At 75.5% G+C, this 20,553-nt stretch carries 5 protein-coding genes; all 5 read left to right on the forward strand.

The genetic code is table 11. The features are described from left to right. Positions 1–66: 66 nt before the first annotated feature. Positions 67–7,908, forward strand: a complete 7,842-nt coding sequence (locus BCL76_RS00220) for a non-ribosomal peptide synthetase (protein WP_109777221.1) — start codon at positions 67–69, stop codon at positions 7,906–7,908. Next, a complete protein-coding gene (locus BCL76_RS00225) occupies positions 7,905–18,428 on the forward strand; it encodes an amino acid adenylation domain-containing protein (RefSeq protein WP_109777222.1) in 10,524 nt (3,507 codons plus the stop codon). Before BCL76_RS00220 ends, BCL76_RS00225 begins: the two co-directional genes overlap by 4 nt. A 62-nt stretch (positions 18,429–18,490) precedes the next feature. Further along, positions 18,491–18,691, forward strand: coding sequence for an MbtH family protein (locus BCL76_RS00230; RefSeq protein ID WP_030756641.1), 201 nt, complete (start codon positions 18,491–18,493; stop codon positions 18,689–18,691). 84 nt (positions 18,692–18,775) lie between these two features. Continuing rightward, positions 18,776–20,107, forward strand: coding sequence for an MFS transporter (locus tag BCL76_RS00235; RefSeq protein ID WP_109777223.1), 1,332 nt, complete (start codon positions 18,776–18,778; stop codon positions 20,105–20,107). Between the two features lie 175 nt (positions 20,108–20,282). After that, complete coding sequence (locus tag BCL76_RS00240; RefSeq protein ID WP_109777224.1) at positions 20,283–20,534, forward strand: hypothetical protein; 252 nt, start codon at positions 20,283–20,285, stop codon at positions 20,532–20,534. The last annotated feature ends 19 nt before the right edge of the window (positions 20,535–20,553 follow it).

Here is a 20,553-nt window from a genome sequence, read left to right on the forward strand (position 1 = left end):
CCGTCGCGGACAGTGGCCTCACGTCGTCGTTGATCGACCGATCCGACTGAGGAGACTGACCACCGCATGGCCACTCACGACCGCGGGCCGCTGCCCCTGACCCCGCCGCAGAACGGCGTCTGGTTCGCACAGCAGCTCGACCCCACCCGCCTCGACTACACCATCGCCGAGTACCTGGAGATCCGCGGGGCGGTGGATCCGGAGCTGCTCGCCGAGGCGGTGCGCACGACGGTGGCCGGAACCGAGACGCTGTGCGTCCGCTTCGCCGAGGTGGACGCGGTGGTGCACCAGATACCCGCCGGGCCGCCGCCGCTGCGGATGGAGACGGTCGACGTCAGCGACCATGCGGACCCGGAGGCCGAGTCCGAGCGGCTGATGCGCGCCGAGCTGGCCCGGCCGACGGACCTGGCGTCCGGGGACGTGTGCCGGCAGCTGCTGGTGCGGACCGGTCCGGCGACCTACCGCTGGATGCAGGGCTACCACCACCTCGTCGCGGACGGGGTCACCGGCTCGATCCTCGCTCGGCGGACCGCGGAGGTGTACTCGGCGCTGGTCGCGGGCGAGCCCGTGCCGGCCGCCGAGGTCGCGCCGTGGCAAGGGATCGTGGCCGAGGAGGAGGAGTACGCCGGCTCCGAACGGTGCGCGACCGACCGGGAGTTCTGGCGGGCCCGGCTGGACGGAGCCCCCGAGCCGGTCTCCTTCACCGGCAGTGTCCCGGCGCCCGCCTCGGGTACGACGGTGCGGGTGAGCGGCGACCTCGATCCCGCCGACGCCCGCACCCTGCGCGAGGCCGCGCGCCGGCACGGCACACGCTGGTCGGCGCTGGTGATGGCCGCGGCCGCGGCCCACCTGCACCGCGCGGGCGGCACCGAGGACGTGGTCCTGGGTCTGCCGGTCACCGGCCGCACCACCCCGGACGCCCGCCGGACACCCGGCATGTTCTCCAAGGTGCTGCCGCTGCGGCTGACGGTCACCGCGGACACCACGGTCGGCGAACTGCTGCGGGGCACCTCGGCCGGTATCAAGGAGGCCCTGCGCCACCAGCGGTACCGCATCGAGGAGTTCACCGGGACCGGACCCCGGCTGTGGGACGCCGCCGTCAACCTCATGTCCTTCGACTACGAGCTGTCCTTCGCCGGTGCTCCCGCCTCCGCGCACAACCTCTCGGTCGGCCCGGTGGAGCACGTCTCCCTGAACGTCTACGACCGCGGCGGCGACAGCCCGCTGACCGTGCAGGCCGAGGGCGACGCCGCCGACCTCGGCCGGGTGGAACTCGACGCGCTGCGGGTGCGTTTCACCCGCTTCCTGGTCGCCCTCGCCTCGGCCGAGGACGAAGCCCCGGTCGGCTCGCTGCCCTTCCTGACCGCCGAGGACGAGGAGCGGCTCGCCGCCTTCGCCGAGGGCGGCGTGGACCCCGTACTCGGGGACGCGTCGCTGCACACGCTCTTCGAGGAGGTGGCGGGGCGCACCCCCGAGCAGGCCGCCGTGATCTGCGCGGGCCAGGAGGTCACGTACGGGGAACTCGACGCCTGGGCCGAGGACATCGCGGACCGGCTGCGGCCGGCCGTCGAACCGGGCACACCGGTCGGCGTGTGCGTGGAGCGCTCGCCGTCGATGGTCGCGGCCCTGCTCGGCGTCCTGAAGGCGGGTGGCTGCTACGTACCGCTCGATCCCGGCCTGCCGCCCGAGCGCATCGCGTACATCGTGCGCGACGCCGGACTGCGCACGGTGGTGGCCGGGCCGGGCAGCCGCGACCGGCTGCCGCACGACCTGCCGAGCGTGGTCGACGCGAGCGCGCCGACCGATGGGTCCCGCTCCGGCCGGAGGTCCGTACCGGTGCCGGGCGCGTCCGCCGCGTACCTGCTGTACACCTCGGGCAGTACGGGCGAGCCGAAGGGCGTCGTCGTCCCGCACGCGGCCGCCGTCGACTTCGTACGCGGCCACCTCGCGCTGTGCGGCGCGGGCGACGGCGGCGGTCGGGGTGGGTCCGGGCGCACCGAGCGGTTCCTCGGGTTCGCCTCGCTGTCCTTCGACGTGTCGGTCCTGGACGTGTTCGGTTCCCTGCTGAGCGGTTCCACCCTGGTCCTCGCCACCGACGCCGAGCGGGGCGACGTCGACCGGCTCCAGGCGCTGCTCGCCGAGCACGCGGTGACGGTCGCCGACCTGCCGCCGGCGCTCCTGCCGCTGCTGGACCCGGCGGGACTGCCCGAGCTGCGGTTCCTGTCCACGGGCGGTGAGGCCCCGTCCGGGGACGCCGTGGACCGCTGGGCGACGGACGCCCGCGAGGTCTGGAACGCGTACGGGCCCACCGAGGCGGCCGTGTCCGTGACCATGCACCGGGTGGTTCCGCCCTCGCACGGCCGGATCCCGCCGATCGGGCGCCCGATGGTCAACCACCGCGCGTACGTGGTCGACCGGGGACTGCGGCTGCTGCCGCCGGGAGCGACCGGCGAGCTGTGCGTGGCCGGTGCGGGTCTCGCCCAGGGGTACGCGGGGCGCGCGGCCATGACCGCCGACCGTTTCGTGCCGGACCCCTTCTGCGGTGTGCCCGGTGCGCGGATGTACCGGACGGGCGACCTCGTGCGCTGGACGGCGCGCGGCGAACTGGAGTTCCTGGGGCGGGTGGACCGCCAGGTCAAGATCAACGGCCACCGGATCGAACTGGGCGAGATCGAGGCGGTGCTCGGCCGGCAGCCCTCGGTGGGGCAGGCCGCGGTCGTCGTGCACGCCCCCGCGGGCGGGGCCCGCCGACTCGTCGCCTTCGTGGCACCGTCCGCCGACGGCGGCCCGGCGCCCGAACCGGATCTGCTGGCAGCGGAGTTGGGCCGGGTCCTGCCTGGCTACATGGTGCCCCGCACCTTCGTGGCGGTGGACCGGCTGCCCCTCACGCCGGGCGGCAAGGTCGACCGCGCGCGGCTCCACGTACCCGAGGCCGCGGCCCGTGCGGAGCACCCCGACCGGGCGTACGGCGCCACCGAGCAGACCCTCGCGGACCTGTTCTCCGAGGCCCTGGGCGTCACCGCGACCCCGGACGACAACTTCTTCGAGCTCGGCGGCGACAGCATCACCGCCCTCGGCCTGACCAGCCGGGCGCGGGCTCGGGGCTTCTCCTTCACCTTGCGCGAGGTGTTCGCGCACAAGACCCCGGCCGCCCTCGCCGCGGCCGTCGGCGAGCCCGGCGACGCGTCCTCCCCGGCCGCCGCCGGTCCGGCCGTCGCGGAGTGCGGTCCGCTTCCCCCGACGCCGGTCATGCGCTGGCTCCTCGACGGGCCGGGCCCCATCGGCCGGTTCAGCCAGTCCATGGTGCTGACCCTGCCCGAGGGCGCGGACGACGCGACGCTCGTACGGGTCCTGCAGTCGGTCGTGGACCGGCACGGGGCGCTGCGCCTCGGCGTGACCTTCGGCCCCGAGGGCCGGCTGTGCACGGTCGGCGAGCCCGGTTCGGTCGACGTGTCCCGGCTGTACCGCACCGTCGACGTGGCCGGGTCGGACGACTCCGCCCGCGCCGCGATCATGGCGGACGCGGCCCGGGAGGCGGCCGGGCAACTGGACCCCGCGGCCTCGGTGATGCTGCGCGCGGTCCGCTTCGACACCGGTGGGGCGGCGCCGGACCGGCTGCTGCTGTGCGTGCACCACCTGGCGGTGGACGGGGTGTCGTGGCGGATCCTGACGGCCGACCTGGCCGCGGCCTGGGAGGCCGCGGTCGCCGGGCGTCCGCTGCCGGCCGCGGACGGGGAGGTCCCGTTCCGCGCGTGGGCCCACCATCTCGAACTCCAGGCACGTTCTCCGGAGGTGCAGGCCGAGCTGCCCTTCTGGCGCTCGACGCTGGAGAGCTCCGAGGACGCCCCGGACCCGCGGGAGCCGTGGCAGCGGATCCCCGACCCGGTGCGGGACACCGCCGGCGACACGCGCACGGTGACGCTCGGCCTGCCCGCCGAGGTCGCCGGCCCGCTGCTGGCCGGGGTGCCCGGCGCGCTGCGCACCGGCCCGGCCGAGGTGCTGCTCGCGGGACTGGTCCTCGCGGCGCACCGCCTGCGCTCCCCCGGCAGCGCCCCGGGGTCGCTGCTGGTCGACCTGGAGGGCCACGGCCGCGTCGACCGCACCGGCCGGCACGACCTGGCGCGCACGGTGGGCTGGTTCACCACCCAGTACCCGGTCCGCTTCGACCTGGCCGGCCTCGACCTGGACGCGGCGGCCCGGGGCGGGGACTCGCTCGCCGAGCTGGTCGCGCGGATCCACTCCACGGTCGCCTCCGTACCGGACCACGGCACGGGCTTCGGACTCCTGAGCAGGCTCGATCCTCGAACCGCCGCCGAACTGTCCGGACTTCCGCGCCCCCGGATCCTGTTCAACTACCTGGGCAGGTTCGCCGGCGGCGGCGGGACGCCGTGGAGCCCCGCCCCCGAGGCGGGCGGCCTGCGGGCCGAGGTGGATCCGGCGATGCCCGTCGAACACGCCCTGCAGATCGACGCCATGGCCGTGGACGGCGCCGACGGCCCCGCCTTCACCGCGGTCGTCACCCATCCCGCGGCCCTGCTGACCGAGGCCGAGGCCGACGCCCTGGTGGCGGCCTGGGGCGAGGCCCTGCGCCTGCTGGCCGGCTGGACGGGCGCCCCCCGAGCGCGCCGCCTCACCCCCCGTGACCTGCCGCTGGTCCGGCTGACGCAGCCGGAGACGGACGCCCTGGCCGTGCGCTACGCCGGGCTCTGCGACGTACTGCCGCTCTCGCCGCTCCAGGAGGGGCTCTTCTTCCACTCCGCCTTCGACACCGGCGCGATGGACGCCTACACCGGCCAGATCGTCCTCACCCTGGACGGCCCCCTGGACGAGGGCACCCTGCGGACGTCCTGCGACCGGCTGCTGCGCCGTCACACCGCGCTGCGCTCCGCCTTCACCGACCAGGGTCTGGGCGGACCGGCGCAGATCGTCGTCGAGTCCGTCGAGGTGCCGTGGGAGGCCGTGGACCTGGGCGGACTCGACCCCGCGGACCGGGAGCGGGAGTGGCAGCGGCTGCTCTCGGCCGACCGGGCCCGCCGCTTCGACCTGGAGCGGCCGCCGCTGGTGCGCTTCACCCTGGTCCGGTTCGGCGCCGCCGAGCACCGCCTCGTCATGACGAACCACCACATCGTCTGGGACGGCTGGTCCTCGGCGGTCCTGCTGCGCGAACTGCTCACCGGATACGCGGAATGCGGCAACCCCGGCTACCCCGGCGGCTCGGACTCGGCCGGTCCGGTCGGCGAAGGGGTCCCGTACCGCTCGCACCTGGACTGGCTGGCCCGCCAGGACGACGGCGCCGCCGAGACCGCGTGGAACACCGCGCTGGCCGGGCTGGCGGAGCCGACCCTGTTGGGCGCGGCCGATCCGAACCGGATCGACGCACTGCCCGAGCGGGTCACGGTGGAGCTGTCGGCCGAGCTGACGGCCCGGCTCACCGCGCGGGCCCGCAGTGCGGGCGTGACCCTCAACAGCGTGGTCCAGGGCGTCTGGGCGATGCTGCTGGGCCGGGTGACCGGGCGGGACGACGTGGTGTTCGGCGGGACCGTCTCCGGCCGGACCGCGGACGTCGCCGGCATCGAGGACATGGTCGGCCTGCTGATCAACACCTTGCCCGTGCGGTTCCGGATCCGCGAGGACGAGCCGCTGCTGGCCGCACTCGCCCGATTCCAGGACGAGCAGGCGGAGCTGATGGACCACCAGCACGTCGGGCTCGCCGGCATCCAGCGGGCGGCCGGGCTGGGCGCCCTCTTCGACACCACGGTCGTCGTCGAGAACTACCCGCTCGACCTGGAGTCGATGCGGGAGCTGGCCGGCGGACCGCGGCTGACCGGGGTGGAGGGCTCGGACGCCACCCACTACACCGTCAACCTCATCGTGCTGCCCGGGGAGCGGCTGCGGCTGCACCTCGACCACCGCACGGACGTCCTCGACGCCCGGACGGCGAGCAGCCTGGGCGAGGCGCTGGAGCGGCTGCTCTCGGCCGTCGCCGACGCCCCCGCCACCGCGGTCGGAGAGGTGGACCTGCTGTCCGCGGAGCAGCACCGGCTGATCCGGGAGTGGAACGGCACCGCCGTGCCCGTCCCCGACACCACACTGGTGGAGCTGTTCGAGCAGCAGGCGGCCCGGACGCCGGACGCCTCCGCGACCGTCTTCCGGGGCGAGCGCCTGACGTACGCCGAACTCGACGCGCGTGCCGAGCGGTTGGCCCGGGTCCTGCGCGCCCGGGGCGCCGGTCCGGAGGAGATCGTCGCGGTCGCCCTGCACCGCTCCACGGAGATGGTGGTCTCGCTGCTGGCCGTGCTGAAGTCGGGGGCGGCCTACCTGCCGGTGGACCCCTCGCTGCCGGCGGACCGGATCGCGTACCTGCTGTCCGACGCCGAGCCGGTGCTGCTGCTCGCGGACGAGGAGGTGGCGGCGGCGCTGCCCGCCGCGGCCGACCTGCCCCGGCTGGATCCGGGGGCCGTCCTCGACGAGGACCCCGGCGCGGTGGGGCCGGCGCCACTGCCCGCGCACCCCGCGTACGTGATCTACACGTCCGGGTCGACGGGACGGCCCAAGGCCGTCGTCGTGGAGCACGCGGCCATCGTCAACCGGCTGCTGTGGATGCAGGACCGGTACCGGCTGGGCGCGGACGACCGGGTGCTCCAGAAGACCCCGTTCGGCTTCGACGTGTCGGTGTGGGAGTTCTTCTGGCCGCTGATCACCGGCGCGGCCCTGGTGGTCGCCGAGCCCGGCGGGCACAAGGACCCCGCCTATCTCACCCGGGTGATCCAGGAGGAGTCGATCACCACCGTCCACTTCGTCCCGTCCATGCTGGCGGCGTTCGTCGAGGATCCCGAGGCGGGCCGCTGCCGCTCGCTGCGGCGGGTCGTGTGCAGTGGCGAGGCCCTTCCGGAGGAGCTGAAGAACCGGTTCCTCGATGTGCTCGACGTGCCCCTGCACAACCTCTACGGGCCCACGGAGGCGGCCGTGGACGTCACGCACTGGGACTGCCGCCGCGAGGACGCCGGGCCCGTGCCGATCGGCCGGCCCATCTGGAACACCGCGCTGTACGTGCTCGACCCGCGGGGCCGGCCCGTCCCGGTCGGGGTCGCCGGCGAGCTGTTCCTTGCGGGCGCGGGCCTGGCCCGCGGATACCTGCGGCGCCCGGCACTGACCGCCGAGCGCTTCCCGCTCGACCCGTTCGGCCCGCCCGGCTCGCGCATGTACCGCACCGGGGACCTGGCCCGCCACCGGGCCGACGGCTCGGTGGAGTACCTGGGCCGCACCGACGACCAGGTGAAGATCCACGGCTTCCGGATCGAACTCGGCGAGATCGAGACGGCGCTCGGCCACCTCGACGGCGTCGGCCGGGCCGCGGTCGTGGTCCGCGAGGACGTCCCGGGCGAGCGCAGGCTCGTCGGGTACCTCGTCCCGCAGGCCGGGGCCGACCCGGCCCCGGACACCGGGCCGATGCTCGCCGAACTGGCCCGCTCCCTGCCGGAGTACATGGTGCCGGTGCTGGTCGTCGTGGACGGGCTGCCCGTCACGCCGAACGGCAAGCTGGACCGCAGGGCGCTCCCGGCGCCCGCCGCGGCCGCCGCCACCGGGTACGAGCCGCCCGCCGGGGAGACCGAGGAACTGGTCGCCATGGTGTGGGCCTCCGTACTGGACGCGCCGCGGATCGGCCGCCACGACGACTTCTTCGCCCTCGGGGGGCACTCGCTGAGCGCCACCCGGGTGGCGGCCCGGCTGCGCCAGTCCCTCGGCCTGGACCTGCCCCTGCACACCCTCTTCGAGCAGCGGACCGTCGCCGCCCTCGCCATCGCCGTCGAAACGGTGCTGCTGGCCGAACTGGGGGCCGAACCGGACCCGTTCACCGCCACCGACGCCGCCGTTCCTTCACTCGTACTTCAGGGAGAGACCTCGTGACCACCCAGGAGAGCCTGCCGGCCACCGGCACGGACAGCCGCCTGGCCGCCGCCCGTGAACTGCTGCGCCGCCGGGTGCGCGCCGCACTGGAGGACACGGCGGCCGGTCCGGCCGCCGCGCCGGCGCCGGTCCCCGCTCCGGCCGCCGACGGGCCGGACACCGAGCCCGTCGCCTCGTTCGCCCAGGAGCGGATGTGGCTGGTGGACCGGATGGCGGACGGCACCCCCGGCTACGCGATCCCCGAGGTCGTGCGGCTGCGCGGCCCCCTCCACCCGGAGCCGCTGCGCCGCGCCCTGACGGCCGTCGTGGCCCGCCACGCACCGCTGCGCACCGTCTTCGAGGAGCGCGACGGCGCCCCGCACCCGGTGGTCCTGCCGGCGCCTGCGGCCGTCCCGCTGCCGGTGCTGGACCTGGGCGAGGCCCCGCTCGCCGAACTGGAGGAGCGGGCCCACGCCCTGGCCCGGGAGGAGGTCCGCAGACCCTTCGACCTCGCGGCCGGGCCGCTGCTGCGCGCCCTGCTGATCCGGGTCGGCGCCGAGGACCACCTGCTGGTGCTGGTGGTCCACCACATCGCCACCGACGGCTGGTCCATGGGCCTGCTGTGGCAGGAGCTGTCCGAGGGCTACGCGGCGCTTCTCGCGGAGCGACCCCTGGCGCAGGCGCCGCTGCCCCTGGACTACCAGGCGTACGCCCGTACCCAGCGCGAGCGGTTCGCGAGCGGCGCGATGGACGGCCGGCTGCGCTGGTGGGAGAAGTCCCTCGCGGGGCTGGAGGCTCTCGAACTGCCCGCGGACCGGCCCCGGCCCACCCGTCGCAGCGGCGACGGCGCGAGCCTGGAGTTCACCCTGGACGCCCACCTCACCACCCGGCTGCGCGAGATCGCCGAGGGCGCCGGCGCGACCCTCTTCATGACGCTCCTGGCCGGCTTCCAGGCCGCCCTGGCCCGCTACGCCGGCAGCACGGACATCGCCGTCGGCACCCCGGTGGCCGGACGCGACCGGGTGGAACTGGAGCCCCTCGTCGGGTTCTTCGTCAACACCGTGGTGCTGCGCGCCGATCTGTCGGGCGAGGTGGGCTTCCGTGAGCTGCTCGGCCGGGTCCGCCGGGCGACGGTGGACGCGTACGACCACCAGGAGGTGCCCTTCGACCGGCTGGTGGAGCACCTGAGCCCCGAGCGGGTCGGCGACCGCAACCCGCTCGTGCAGGTGATGTTCGCGTCGGCCCCGGACGAGACGGCCGGACTGCGGCTGCCGGGCCTGGACGCGCAAGTGGTGCGGACCGACTTCGGTGGTTCCCTCTTCGACCTGAGCGTCTTCGTCTCCGAGGGCGCCGAGACCTGCTCCGGCTCGCTGGTCTTCGACACCGACCTGTTCGACCGGGCCACGGCCGAACTCGTCCTCGGCCACTACCTGGAGCTGCTGGGCTCCGCCGCCGAGGAACCCGACCGTCCCGTGGCCGAGCTGCTGCCCTCCGCGCCGACCGCGGCCCGGCTCGCGGCCGAGGGGCACGGTACGGTCCGCCCGGACCTGGCCCCGGCCTCCCTGGTGGAGCTGTTCGCCGAGCAGGTCCGACGCACCCCCGGCGCCGAGGCCGTGGTCTGCGGCTCCGAGCGCCTGAGCTTCGCCGAACTCGACTCCCGGTCGGACCTGCTGGCGGCTCGGCTGGCCGCCGCCGGGGTGGAGCGCGAAACCCCGGTCGCCCTGCTGATGGAGCGCTCGGTCCACCTCCCCGTGGCGATCCTGGCCGTCCTGAAGGCCGGCGGACTCTACGTCCCGCTCGGTGAGGGGTTCCCCGTCGCCCGGCTGCACTGGATGCTGGAGCGGACCGGCGCCCGCCTGCTCCTCGCCGATCCGGCGACGGCCGGCCACGAGGCGGTCCGTACCTCGCCCGTTCCGGTGCTGAACGCGACCGCCCCGGCGGACGGGGCTCCGGCGGACGCGACGGCTCCGGCCGCCGCACCGGTCCCCTACCCGCCGTGCTCGCCGGACCAGTTGGCGTACGTGATGTACACCTCCGGTTCCACGGGCGAGCCGAAGGGCATCGGCGTCACTCACGCCAATGTCGCGGCGCTCGCCCGTGACTCCGCCTTCGGTGTCGCGCACCGGCGGGTGCTGGCCCACTCCCCGCTGTCGTTCGACGCCTCGACGTACGAACTGTGGGCGCCGCTGCTGTCCGGCGGGCTGGTGGTCATGGCGCCGCCCGGCCGGGTGGACACCGCCGCCCTGGCCCGGCTGGTGGAGGAGCACCGGATCACCTCGATGTTCCTCACGGCCGCCCTGTTCAACCTGGTGGTCGAGGAGTGCGTGGAGCTGCTGACGCGGGTGCGGGAGGTGTGGACGGGTGGCGAGGCCGCCTCCCCGCACTCCTTCGCCCGGGCCCTGGAGCAGGCTCCGGACACCGTCCTCGTCAACGTCTACGGGCCCACCGAGACCACCACCTTCGCCACGCGCCACCGGCTGGACCCCCGCGCCGGCGCCGTCGTGGACGGCCGGGTCCCCATCGGCACCGCCCTGGACGACACCCGCCTGTACGTGCTGGACGGGCGCGGCCGCCCGGTGCCGCAGGGCGCCGTCGGCGAACTGTGCGTCGGCGGCACCGGGGTGGCCCGTGGCTACCTCGGCCGACCCTGCCTGACCGCACGACAGTTCACCCCCGACCCGTACGGCGCTCCGGGCGCCCGGATGTACCGCACGGGCGACCTGGCCCGGCGGCGCCCCGACGGCACCGTCGACTACCTCGGCCGCAGCGACCAGCAGGTCAAGATCCGCGGCCACCGGATCGAGCCGGGCGAGATCGAGGCCGAGCTGGCCCGCAGCCCGCGGGTCGGGCACGCCGCGGTGGTGGTCCGCGAGGACACCCCCGGCGAGCAGCGCCTGGTCGCCTACGTGGTGCCCTCGGAGGGCCAGGTGGCGGACCCGGCCGAGCTGCGCCGGGCGCTCGCCGACCGGCTGCCCGCCTACATGCTGCCCTCGGCGGTCGTGTCGCTCGCGGCGCTGCCGGTGACGCCGAACGGCAAGCTGGACCGGCGCGCGCTGCCCGCGCCCCCCGAGGAGGGGGTGCTCCGGGCCGAGTTCGCGGCGCCGGCGACCGCGACCGAGGAGCTCGCCGCGGCCGTGTGGGGCGAGGTGCTGGGCACCGGGCGGATCGGCCGCCACGACGACTTCTTCGCCCTCGGCGGTCACTCGCTGCGGGCCACCCGCGCCGTGTCGCGGCTCGGCGCCCGCCTGGGCACGGGCGTACCGCTGCGGCTGCTGTTCGAGCACCCGACGCTGGAGCGGTTCGCGTCGGCGCTGGACGCCCTGCGCGGCGACGGCCAGGGCGCCGCGGCGCCGGCGACCCCCGTGACCGCGATCGGCGCCCGGCCGGCCGGGGAGAGCGCGCCGCTGTCGTTCGCGCAGCAGCGGCTGTGGTTCCTGGACCAGCTCCAGCCCGGCCGGCCCGACTACAACATTCCCGTCGCGGCCCGGCTGCGGGGCGCGCTGGACGCCGACGCGCTGGCCGCCGCGCTGTGCGCGGTGGTGACCCGGCACGAGGTGCTGCGCTCGCGGATCGCCGAAGGCCCCTCAGGCCCGGTACAGGTCGTGGAGGCGCCGGAGGTCTTCGTCCCCGTCCGCAGCGACCTGGGGGACCTGCCTCGCGAGGAGGCCCGTTCGCGGGCGCTGGGCCTCGCCCACGCCGATGCCGCCGCCCCCTTCGACCTGGGCTCGGCGCCCCTGTTGCGGGCCCGCGTGGTGCGGGTCGCCGACGACGAGCACCTCCTCGTCCTGGTCCTGCACCACACCGTCGGCGACGGCTGGTCGATGCCGGTGCTGTGGCGGGAGCTGTCCGGGGCCTACGCGGCCCTGCGCCGCGGCGAGCGTCCGGTGCTGCCGGAACTGCCGGTCCAGTACGGGGACTTCGCGTACTGGCAGCAGCGCCGGCTGGCGAGCGGCGAGGCCGACGCGGGCATCGCCCACTGGCGGGCGGCCCTCGGCGGGCTCCCGGCCCTGGAGCTGCCCACCGACCGGCCGCGGCCGCAGGTGCGCTCCGGCGCGGGCGACGCCTTCGTCTTCGAGGTCCCGGCCGAGCTCGCCCAGCGGCTCGGCGCGCTGGCCCGCGAGCGCGGCGCCACCCTGTTCATGGTGCTGCTGGCCGGTTTCCAGGCGCTGCTGGCCCGCTACACGGGCCAGGTCGACATCGCGGTGGGCTCGCCGATCGCGGGCCGCGACCGCACCGAACTGGAGCCGCTCGTCGGCTTCTTCGTGAACACCCTCGTGCTGCGCACCGACCTGTCGGGCGACCCGGCCTTCGGCGAACTGCTGGGGCGGGTGCGTCGGACCGCGCTGGCCGCGTACGAGCACCAGGACGTTCCCTTCGACCGGCTGGTGGAGGAGCTGCGGCCGGAGCGCGACCTCAGCCGCAACCCGCTCTTCGACGTGCTGTTCCAGCTCCATCCCGAGCAGCTCGCCGTCCTGCCGCTGGACGGTGTGGAGGTCGAGAGCCTGGACACCTCCAACGGGACGGCCAAGTTCGACCTCAGTCTCGCGATGACCGAGCACCCCGACGGTCTGACCGGCACCGTCCAGTACGCGACGGACCTCTTCGACCGGGCCACCGTCGAGCGGTTCGGCGCCCACTACCTGCGGCTGCTGGCCGGTGCGGCCGAGACCCCCGAAGCGCCGCTGTCCCGGCTGGACGTCCTGTCCCCGCAGGAGCACGCCGCCCTGCTCGGGGAGGACCCCGGTCCCCGGGCGGAGGCGCCGACCGCCCGGACCCTGCACTCCCTGGTGGCGGAACAGGCCCGGCTGCGGCCGGACGCCCCGGCCGTGACCTGCGAGGGCCGCACCATCGGTTACGCGGAGCTCGACGCGGCCGCCAACCGGCTGGCCCACCGTCTGCGGGAGCTCGGGACCGGCCCCGAGACCCGGGTGGCCGTACTGGCCGGCCGTGACCCGCGGATGCTGGTGTGTGTCCTCGCCGTGCTGAAGGCCGGCGGCGCCTACGTACCGCTCGACGCGGGACACCCCGCCGAGCGGGTCCGTACGGTCCTCGCCGACAGCGGCGCCCACCTGGTGCTGACGGCGGGCCTGCCCGCCGGGCCGCCCGCGGAGCTGACCGGCGACGTACCCGTCCTGGACCTGGACGCCGAGCAGCACCTGGTGGACGCCCTGCCCGCCACGGAGCCGCCCGTCGCGGACTCCCCCGCGCACCTCGCCTATCTGCTGTACACCTCCGGGTCCACCGGCCGCCCCAAGGGCGTGGCCGTCACGCACGCCGCGATCACCGGCTACCTGGCCGCGTTGACCACCACCTTCGGTCTCGGCGGTGAGGACGCGGTGCTCGCCCGTACAGCGCTGACCTTCGACCCCTCGGTACGTGACCTGTTCGCCCCGCTGACCACGGGCGGGCGGATCGTGCTGGCCTCGCAGGACGAGGCCGGGGACCCGGAGGCGCTGGCCCGGCTGCTGCACGCCGAGGGTGTGACGGCGCTGCTGTCGATCGTCCCGTCGATGCTGGAGCCGCTGGTCGCCGCCGTCACCGAACCCGCGGCCGCGCTGCGGCTGGTGATGACCACCGGCGAGGCACTGACGCCCGGACTGGCCCGCGCCGCCCACACCTTGGGCCTGCCCGGCCGGCTGCGGCTGGTCAACCAGTACGGTCCGACGGAGTGCACCAACACCACCACCTACCACGTGGTGACGGACGCCGACATCGAGGCGGGCCGCATCCCCATCGGGCGCCCGCTGCCCGGCGCCCGGGTCCTCGTGCTCGGCGAGCACCTCGAACCGCTCCCCCGAGGCGCGATCGGTGAGTTGTTCATCGCCGGACGCGGGGTGGCCCGCGGCTACCTCGGCGATCCGGCCCGCACCGCCGAGGCCTATCCGCCGGACCCGTACGGGCCGCCCGGCGCGCGCATGTACCGCACCGGCGACCTGGCGCGACTGCGGTCCGACGGGGTGCTGGAGTTCCACGGCCGCCGCGACAACCAGGTCAAGGTCCGGGGCCACCGGATCGAACTGGGCGAGGTGGAGGCCGCCTTGCTGCGCCACCCGGACGTCGCCCGGGCCGTGGCCGCCGCGCACGGCGAGGGCGCCGACCGGCTGCTCGCCGGGTACGTGGTGTGGCGGGAGGACGGCGGCGATCCGGCCGCCGTGCTGGACTTCGTCCGCGCGGCCCTGCCGGCGGCGATGGTGCCGTCCGCGCTGGTGGTGCTGGACGCGCTGCCCCTGACCCCGAACGGGAAGACCGACCGCCGGGCGCTGCCCGCGCCGGAGCCCGGCACGACCGGCGGACACCGGGCGCACGTGGCCCCGCGCACCCCGTTGGAGCGGACGGTCGTCGAGGTCTGGGAGGAGGTGCTCGGCGAGGGCCCGATCGGGGTCCGAGACCACTTCTTCGAGCGCGGCGGGCACTCCCTGCGCGCCACCCGGGTCATCTCCCGGCTGCGCGCCCTGCTGGACCTGGACATCCCGATGCAGCTGATCTTCCGGCACCCGGTGGCCGAGGACCTGGCCCGGGCGCTGGCCTCACCGGTCGCGGCGGACGCGACGCGAGCGATGATCCCCACGCTGCCCGAGGGGCCCGGCCCGCTGTCCTTCGGGCAGCAGCGGCTGTGGCTGCTGGACCGGCTCCAGCCGGGCCGGCCCGACTACAACATGCCCGGTGCGCTGCGGCTGACCGGGGAGCTCGACACCGCCGCCGCCCTGGGCGCGCTGACGGACGTCGTCGCCCGGCACGAGGTACTGCGCTCCCGGATCGAGGAGACCGGGGACGGCGGCGACGAAGCGGCCTTCGCGGCCCGCGTCGTGCCTGGTCCGGCCTCCCTGTTCGCCGCCGATTTCACCGACCTCTCGCGGCTCGGTGCGCCGAAGGCCGAGGAGCGGGCGCGGGAGCTGGCCGCGCTCGACGCCGCGCTGCCCTTCGACCTGACGGCCGCGGGCCCGCTGCGGGCCCGGCTGGTGCGGATCGCGGAGCGGGAGCACCTGCTGGTGATCGTCGCCCACCACATCGCCTTCGACGGCTGGTCGGTGGGGGTGTTCTGGCGGGAGTTCTTCGCCGCCTACCGGGCCCGCACCGTCGAGGGGGCCGAGCCGCTGCCGGAACTGGCCGTCTCCTACCGCGAGTTCGCCTCGTGGCAGCGCGACCGCCTCGGCGACGACGCCCTCGCGGACACCCTGGCGTACTGGCGCGGGCGCCTCGGCGGCCTCGCCCCGCTGGACCTGCCCACCGACCGACCGCGGCCGGCCACCCCGTCCGGGCGCGGCGAGCAGTTCTCCTTCGAGCTGCCCGAGCCGCTGCTGAGGCAGCTGCGTGACCTGGGGCGCAAGCACGACGCCACCTTGTTCATGGTGCTGCTGGCGGGTTTCCAGGCCCTGCTGGCCCGCTGGTCGGGCGGCGAGGACGTGGCCGTGGGCTCCCCCATCGCCGGCCGCGACCGCACCGAACTGGAGCCGCTCATCGGCTTCTTCGTCAACAACCTGGTGCTGCGCACCGACCTTTCCGGCGACCCGGCCTTCGGCGAGCTGCTGGACCGGGCCCGGGAGACGGCGCTGGGGGCCTACGCCCACCAGGAGGTGCCGTTCGAGCGTCTCGTGGAGGAGGTGCGGCCGGAGCGCGACCTGAGCCGCAACCCGCTGTTCCAGGTGATGCTCGTGCTCGACGAGGAGGCCGCCGCGCCGCCCGCGCCGGCCGGCTTGGACGTCGAACCGCTCTCGCTGGCCAGCGGTGCCTCGAAGTTCGACCTCTCGCTGTACTTCGTCGAGGAGGAGGGCGCGCTGCGTGGCGAGGCCGTGTTCGCCACCGACCTCTTCGACCGGGCGACCGTCGAGGGCATGACCTCGGCGCTGAGCGAACTGCTCACGGCCGCGGTGGCCGATCCCACGACCCCGCTGGGCGCCCTGCCCCTGATGGGTCCGGCCGAGGAGCGGCGGATCCTGCGCGCGGGTGTCGGGTCCGCCGAGCCGGCCGCCGACCGGCCGCTGCCCGTGCTCGTCGGAGAGCAGGCCTCCCGTACGCCGGGTGCGGTCGCCGTGGACGACGGCGACCGGAGCCTGAGCTACGCCGGGCTGTGGGAGGTCTCGGGCCGGCTGGCCCGGGAGCTGGCCCGCCTCGGTGTCGGTCCGGAGGCCGCGGTGGCGGTCTGCGCGGAGCGCTCCGTACTGCTCCCGGCGGCGCTGCTGGGCGTGCTGCGCTCCGGCGGCATGTACGTGCCCGTGGACCCCGGCTATCCGGCCGACCGCATCGGCTACATGCTCGCGGACAGCGGCGCCCGGGTCATGGTGGTGTCGGGGCTCCCGGACACCGCGCAGGCCCCGGACGGGGTCGCCGTGGTCGACCTCGACGCCCTGGCCGCGGACGGCGACGCGCGGGCCGACCTCGCACCCGTGCGGCTGGAGCCGGAGCAGTCGGCGTACGCCCTGTACACCTCGGGCTCGACGGGACGCCCCAAGGGGGTCGTCGTCCCGCACCGGGCGCTGGCCAACTTCACCCGGGACATGGTCCGCAGGCTGGAACTGACGGCAGGTGACACGGTCGCGGCCGTCACCACGGCCTCCTTCGACATCGCCGTGCTGGAGCTGCTGGTGCCGCTCGTGTGCGGAGCGACCGTACGGGTCGTCGACCGGGACACCGCGCGGGACGGCACCCTGCTCGCGAAGGAGCTGGACGCGGCGCCGGTCACGGTCGTCCAGGCCACCCCGGCCACCTGGCACCAGCTGATGGAGTCGGGTTGGCAGGCGCCGCACGTACGGGCGCTGTGCGGCGGCGAGGCGCTGCCCTCGGCCCTGGCCGAGCGGATGCGGACGGCGCTGGGCACCGTCCGGAACGTGTACGGGCCGACGGAGACCACCGTCTGGTCCACGGCGCACCGGCTGTCCGGCCCCGTCGGCGACGGGCCGGTGCCGATCGGCACGGCGCTCGCCAACACCCGGCTGCACGTACTGGACGCGGGGCTGCGCCCGGTGCCGGTGGGTGTGTTCGGCGAGCTCTACATCGGCGGTGACGGGGTGGCCCGCGGCTACCACCGGCGGCCGGGGCTGACCGCGGACCGGTTCGTACCCGATCCGTACGGGGTGGGCGAGCGGCTGTACCGCACCGGTGACCTCGTACGCCGACTCGCGGACGGCACGCTGGAGTACCGGGGCCGGGCCGACGGACAGGTGAAGGTGCGCGGCCACCGCATGGAGCTCGGCGAGATCGAGTCCGCGCTCGCCCGCCACCCGCGGGTGCTGGCGGCGGCCGTGGCCGTCCACGGCACGGGGGTGGACGCCGTCCTGGCCGGCTACGTGACCTGGCGGGACGAGGAGGGCGACGTGCGCGAGCTCGGCGACTTCCTGCGCCAGGACCTCCCCGAGTACATGGTCCCGGCGGTCCTCACCGCGCTGGAACGGCTCCCGCTCACCCCGAACGGCAAGCTCGACCGCAAGGCGCTGCCGGCGCCGTCGGCGGACGCGGCGCGCGGCGGGGGCGCGGGGCGGATCGCCCCGCGCGACACGACCGAGCTGCGGATGGCCCGGCTGTGGGAGCAGACCCTGGGCACGGCCCCGATCGGGGTGCGTGACGACTTCTTCGCGCTCGGCGGCCACTCGCTCAAGGCGTTCGCCCTGATGGCGGCCGTGCGCCGGGAGTTCGGGGTGGAGCTGCCGCTGAACCTGGTGTTCCGTCGGCGCACCGTGGAGCTGCTGTGCGAGGCGCTGCCGGACGCGGGGGCGGCCGCCGCCAGGCTGCTGGTCCCGCTGGCCGACGGTGACACCTCCAGGCCGCCGCTGGTCCTCGTCCACCCGCGGGGCGGCGATGTCGTCTGCTACCGGGACCTGGTGCGGGACCTGTCCGCCCGACCCGGGGGCGACCGGCGGATCCTCGGCCTGGAGTCGGTGGGCTACAACACCGACGAGAGGCCGCTGGAGACGGTGCCCGCGATGGCCGAGCGCTACCTGGCCGCCCTGCGCGAGGAGCAGCCGCACGGCCCGTACCTGCTGGCCGGCTGGTCGTTCGGCGGGACGGTGGCCTACGAGATGGCCGCCCGGCTGGAGGCCGCCGGCGAGGAGGTCGCCTTCCTCGGCCTGATCGACGCGGCCGCGCCGGGAGCGACTGCCGCGAGCAGGTCCGCTGCGGTTGCCGGCCCGGGCGATCCGGACCTGCTGCGGTACGGCATCGCCGCCGGGATCGACGCCGACTCGGCGCGCGAACTGGACGAGGAGGAACTGCTCGACGTCCTGGTACGCCGGGGCCGCGCGCAGGGCACCCTCCCCCGTACCGCCCCCACGGAGGCCCTGCGCAGAGTGTTGCGGGTCGCCGAGGCGAACGGAGCGGCCTCCGCCGCCTACCGCACCGACGCCGTCCTCGCCGTCGAGCTGCACCTCTTCACCGTCGACGAGCGGCACCCGGAGCTCGCGACCCCGCTGGTGGACCCGGCGGCCTGGCGTGCGCGCACCGCGGGCGACGTCCTGCGGGCGGCGGTGCCGGGCAACCACCACGACCTGGTGGACCCCCCGCACTGCGCCGCCCTGGCCGAGCTGCTGGCCGCGGCCCTGCCCTCCTGACCCGCTCCACCCCGCTCCACCCCGCCCCCCTTCCGCATCCCTGATCCCTTGAGGAGAACACCATGAACGACGCGTCCCCGCAGCAGTACCTGGTCGTGGCCAACGACGAGGAGCAGTACTCCCTCTGGGAGGCCGGCCGGCCCGTCCCGCTCGGCTGGCACGACCAGGACGTACGCGGCACCAAGGAGGAGTGCCTCGCGCACATCGAGCGGGTGTGGACGGACATGCGCCCGCTCAGCCTCCGCGTGAGCATGGCCGGCTGACCCGACGATCCCCGGGCACCACGCCGCCCGGCAGACCCCTGTGCGGGCTGCCGGGCGGCGCGGCGGTGCCGGAAGGAACCCCGTATGACCAGCTCGTACCCCGGCGGCTCCGCGTCATCGCGCCGCCGCACCCCGCTGGCCGCCCTGGTGGCGGCCTCCGGGATCTCCTCGCTCGGCATGGCGGCGACCCTGGTCGCCGTGCCCTGGTTCGTCCTGCACAGCACCGGCAGCGGCACCCGGACCGGGCTCGTCGCCACCGCCGAGGTGCTGGGCCTGCTGTGTTCCGCCGTGCTCGCGGGTCCGGTGGTCGACCGACTGCCCGTCCGCGCGACCAGCGTCGGAGCCGACCTGCTGACGGCCGCGACGATCGGCCTGATCCCGCTCCTGCACGCCTGGGGCGCCCTGCCGCTGCCCGTCCTGATCGTCCTGGTCTTCCTGGTCGGGGCGGCCCGCGGCCCGTCCGACACCGCCAAGCAACTGCTCCTGCCCGGCGCGATGGAACGCGCGGGCGTCACGGCGGAGCGGGCCACCGGAGCGGTCGAGGGGGCCCGCCGGATCGGCATGATGGCGGGCGCGCCGCTGGCCGGCCTGCTCATCTCGACCGTCGGCCCCGTACGCACCTTGTACGCGGACCTGGCGGCGATGGCGTCGTGCGCCCTCCTCGTGGCGACGCTGGTACCGGCGACGGCCCGTCCGCGCCCGGCCGGCGCCGGGCAGCCACGCGGTTCCTACACGCAAGAACTGCGCTTCGGAATCGGCCAGTTGCGCAGAGACCGGCTCCTGGGCGCGATGGTGGGCGTCCTGATGCTGACCAACGCCCTGGACGGGGCGCTGAACGGGGTGCTCTACCCGGCGTACGGGGCCCAGGTGCTGCGCAGCAGCGCCCTGTTCGGGGCGATGGTGACCGCCATGGGGGCCGGCGCGCTGCTCGGGGCGGCCCTGTACGGCTGGGCAGGGCACCGGCTGCCGCGGCGCGCGGTGTTCGTCGGGGCCTTCGTCCTGGTCGGGGCGGTGCGGTGTGCCGCGCTGGCCGCCGAGCCCCGGACGGCGGTGCTGCTGGCCGTACTGGCCCTGTCCGGCATCGGGTCGGGGATCGTGGGCCCGCTGATGATGTCGGTCGCCTACGAGCGGGTGCCCGAGGCGGTGCGGGGGCGGGTGTTCGGCCTGCTGGTCGCCGCCGCGCTGGCGGCGACGCCGCTGGGCATGCTCGGTGCGGGGCTGGCCCTGGACGCCGCGGGCCTGGTGTCGGCGCTGCTGGGGACGGGGGCGCTGTATCTCACGGTCACCCTGGCCCCGCTGGTCTTCCCCGTGTGGCGCGAGCTCGACACCCGGGCCCCGGCGGAGCACGCGGAGCCGCCGGCCCGGCGGGAGCAGGGCACTCCGGCCCCCGTAGGCGCGGGAATCATGACCGAATAGCGTGGATTCCTGCGCTTTTGCGGCCCCTCACCATCGCGCCAGGCAGCTTGATGAGCAGCCTGATCGATCACCGAGGGGTCCGGGGCACGGCAAGGTTGGTCCTGCACCGACCGGCGCGGACGGCCCACGAAGTGGTCCGCGCCCCGACCAGACCGCTCGTACTCCTGGGGATCCCATGCTCAAGCGTTACGTCTTCGCCCTGTCCGTAGCCGCGTCCGCGCTGCTGCTGCCCGCAGCCGGCGCCGCTCAGGCCGCCGACGGCGACACGGCCACGACCACCGTGACGACCACCACCACCGGGGGCGAGGGCACCACCACCACCCCGACGCCGCGCCAGATCGTCCTGCCCGACGGCCGGGTGGTGACCGTCGGCACCACGCTGGGCGGCCGGAACCGCGACACGGCCGACAGCTCCTGGGGTGGCTGATCCCACCGGCCCGTGAGGG

The sequence above is a fragment of the Streptomyces sp. CG 926 genome (genome assembly GCF_003148825.1).
In the GTDB taxonomy this organism is placed as follows: Bacteria; Actinomycetota; Actinomycetes; order Streptomycetales; family Streptomycetaceae; genus Streptomyces.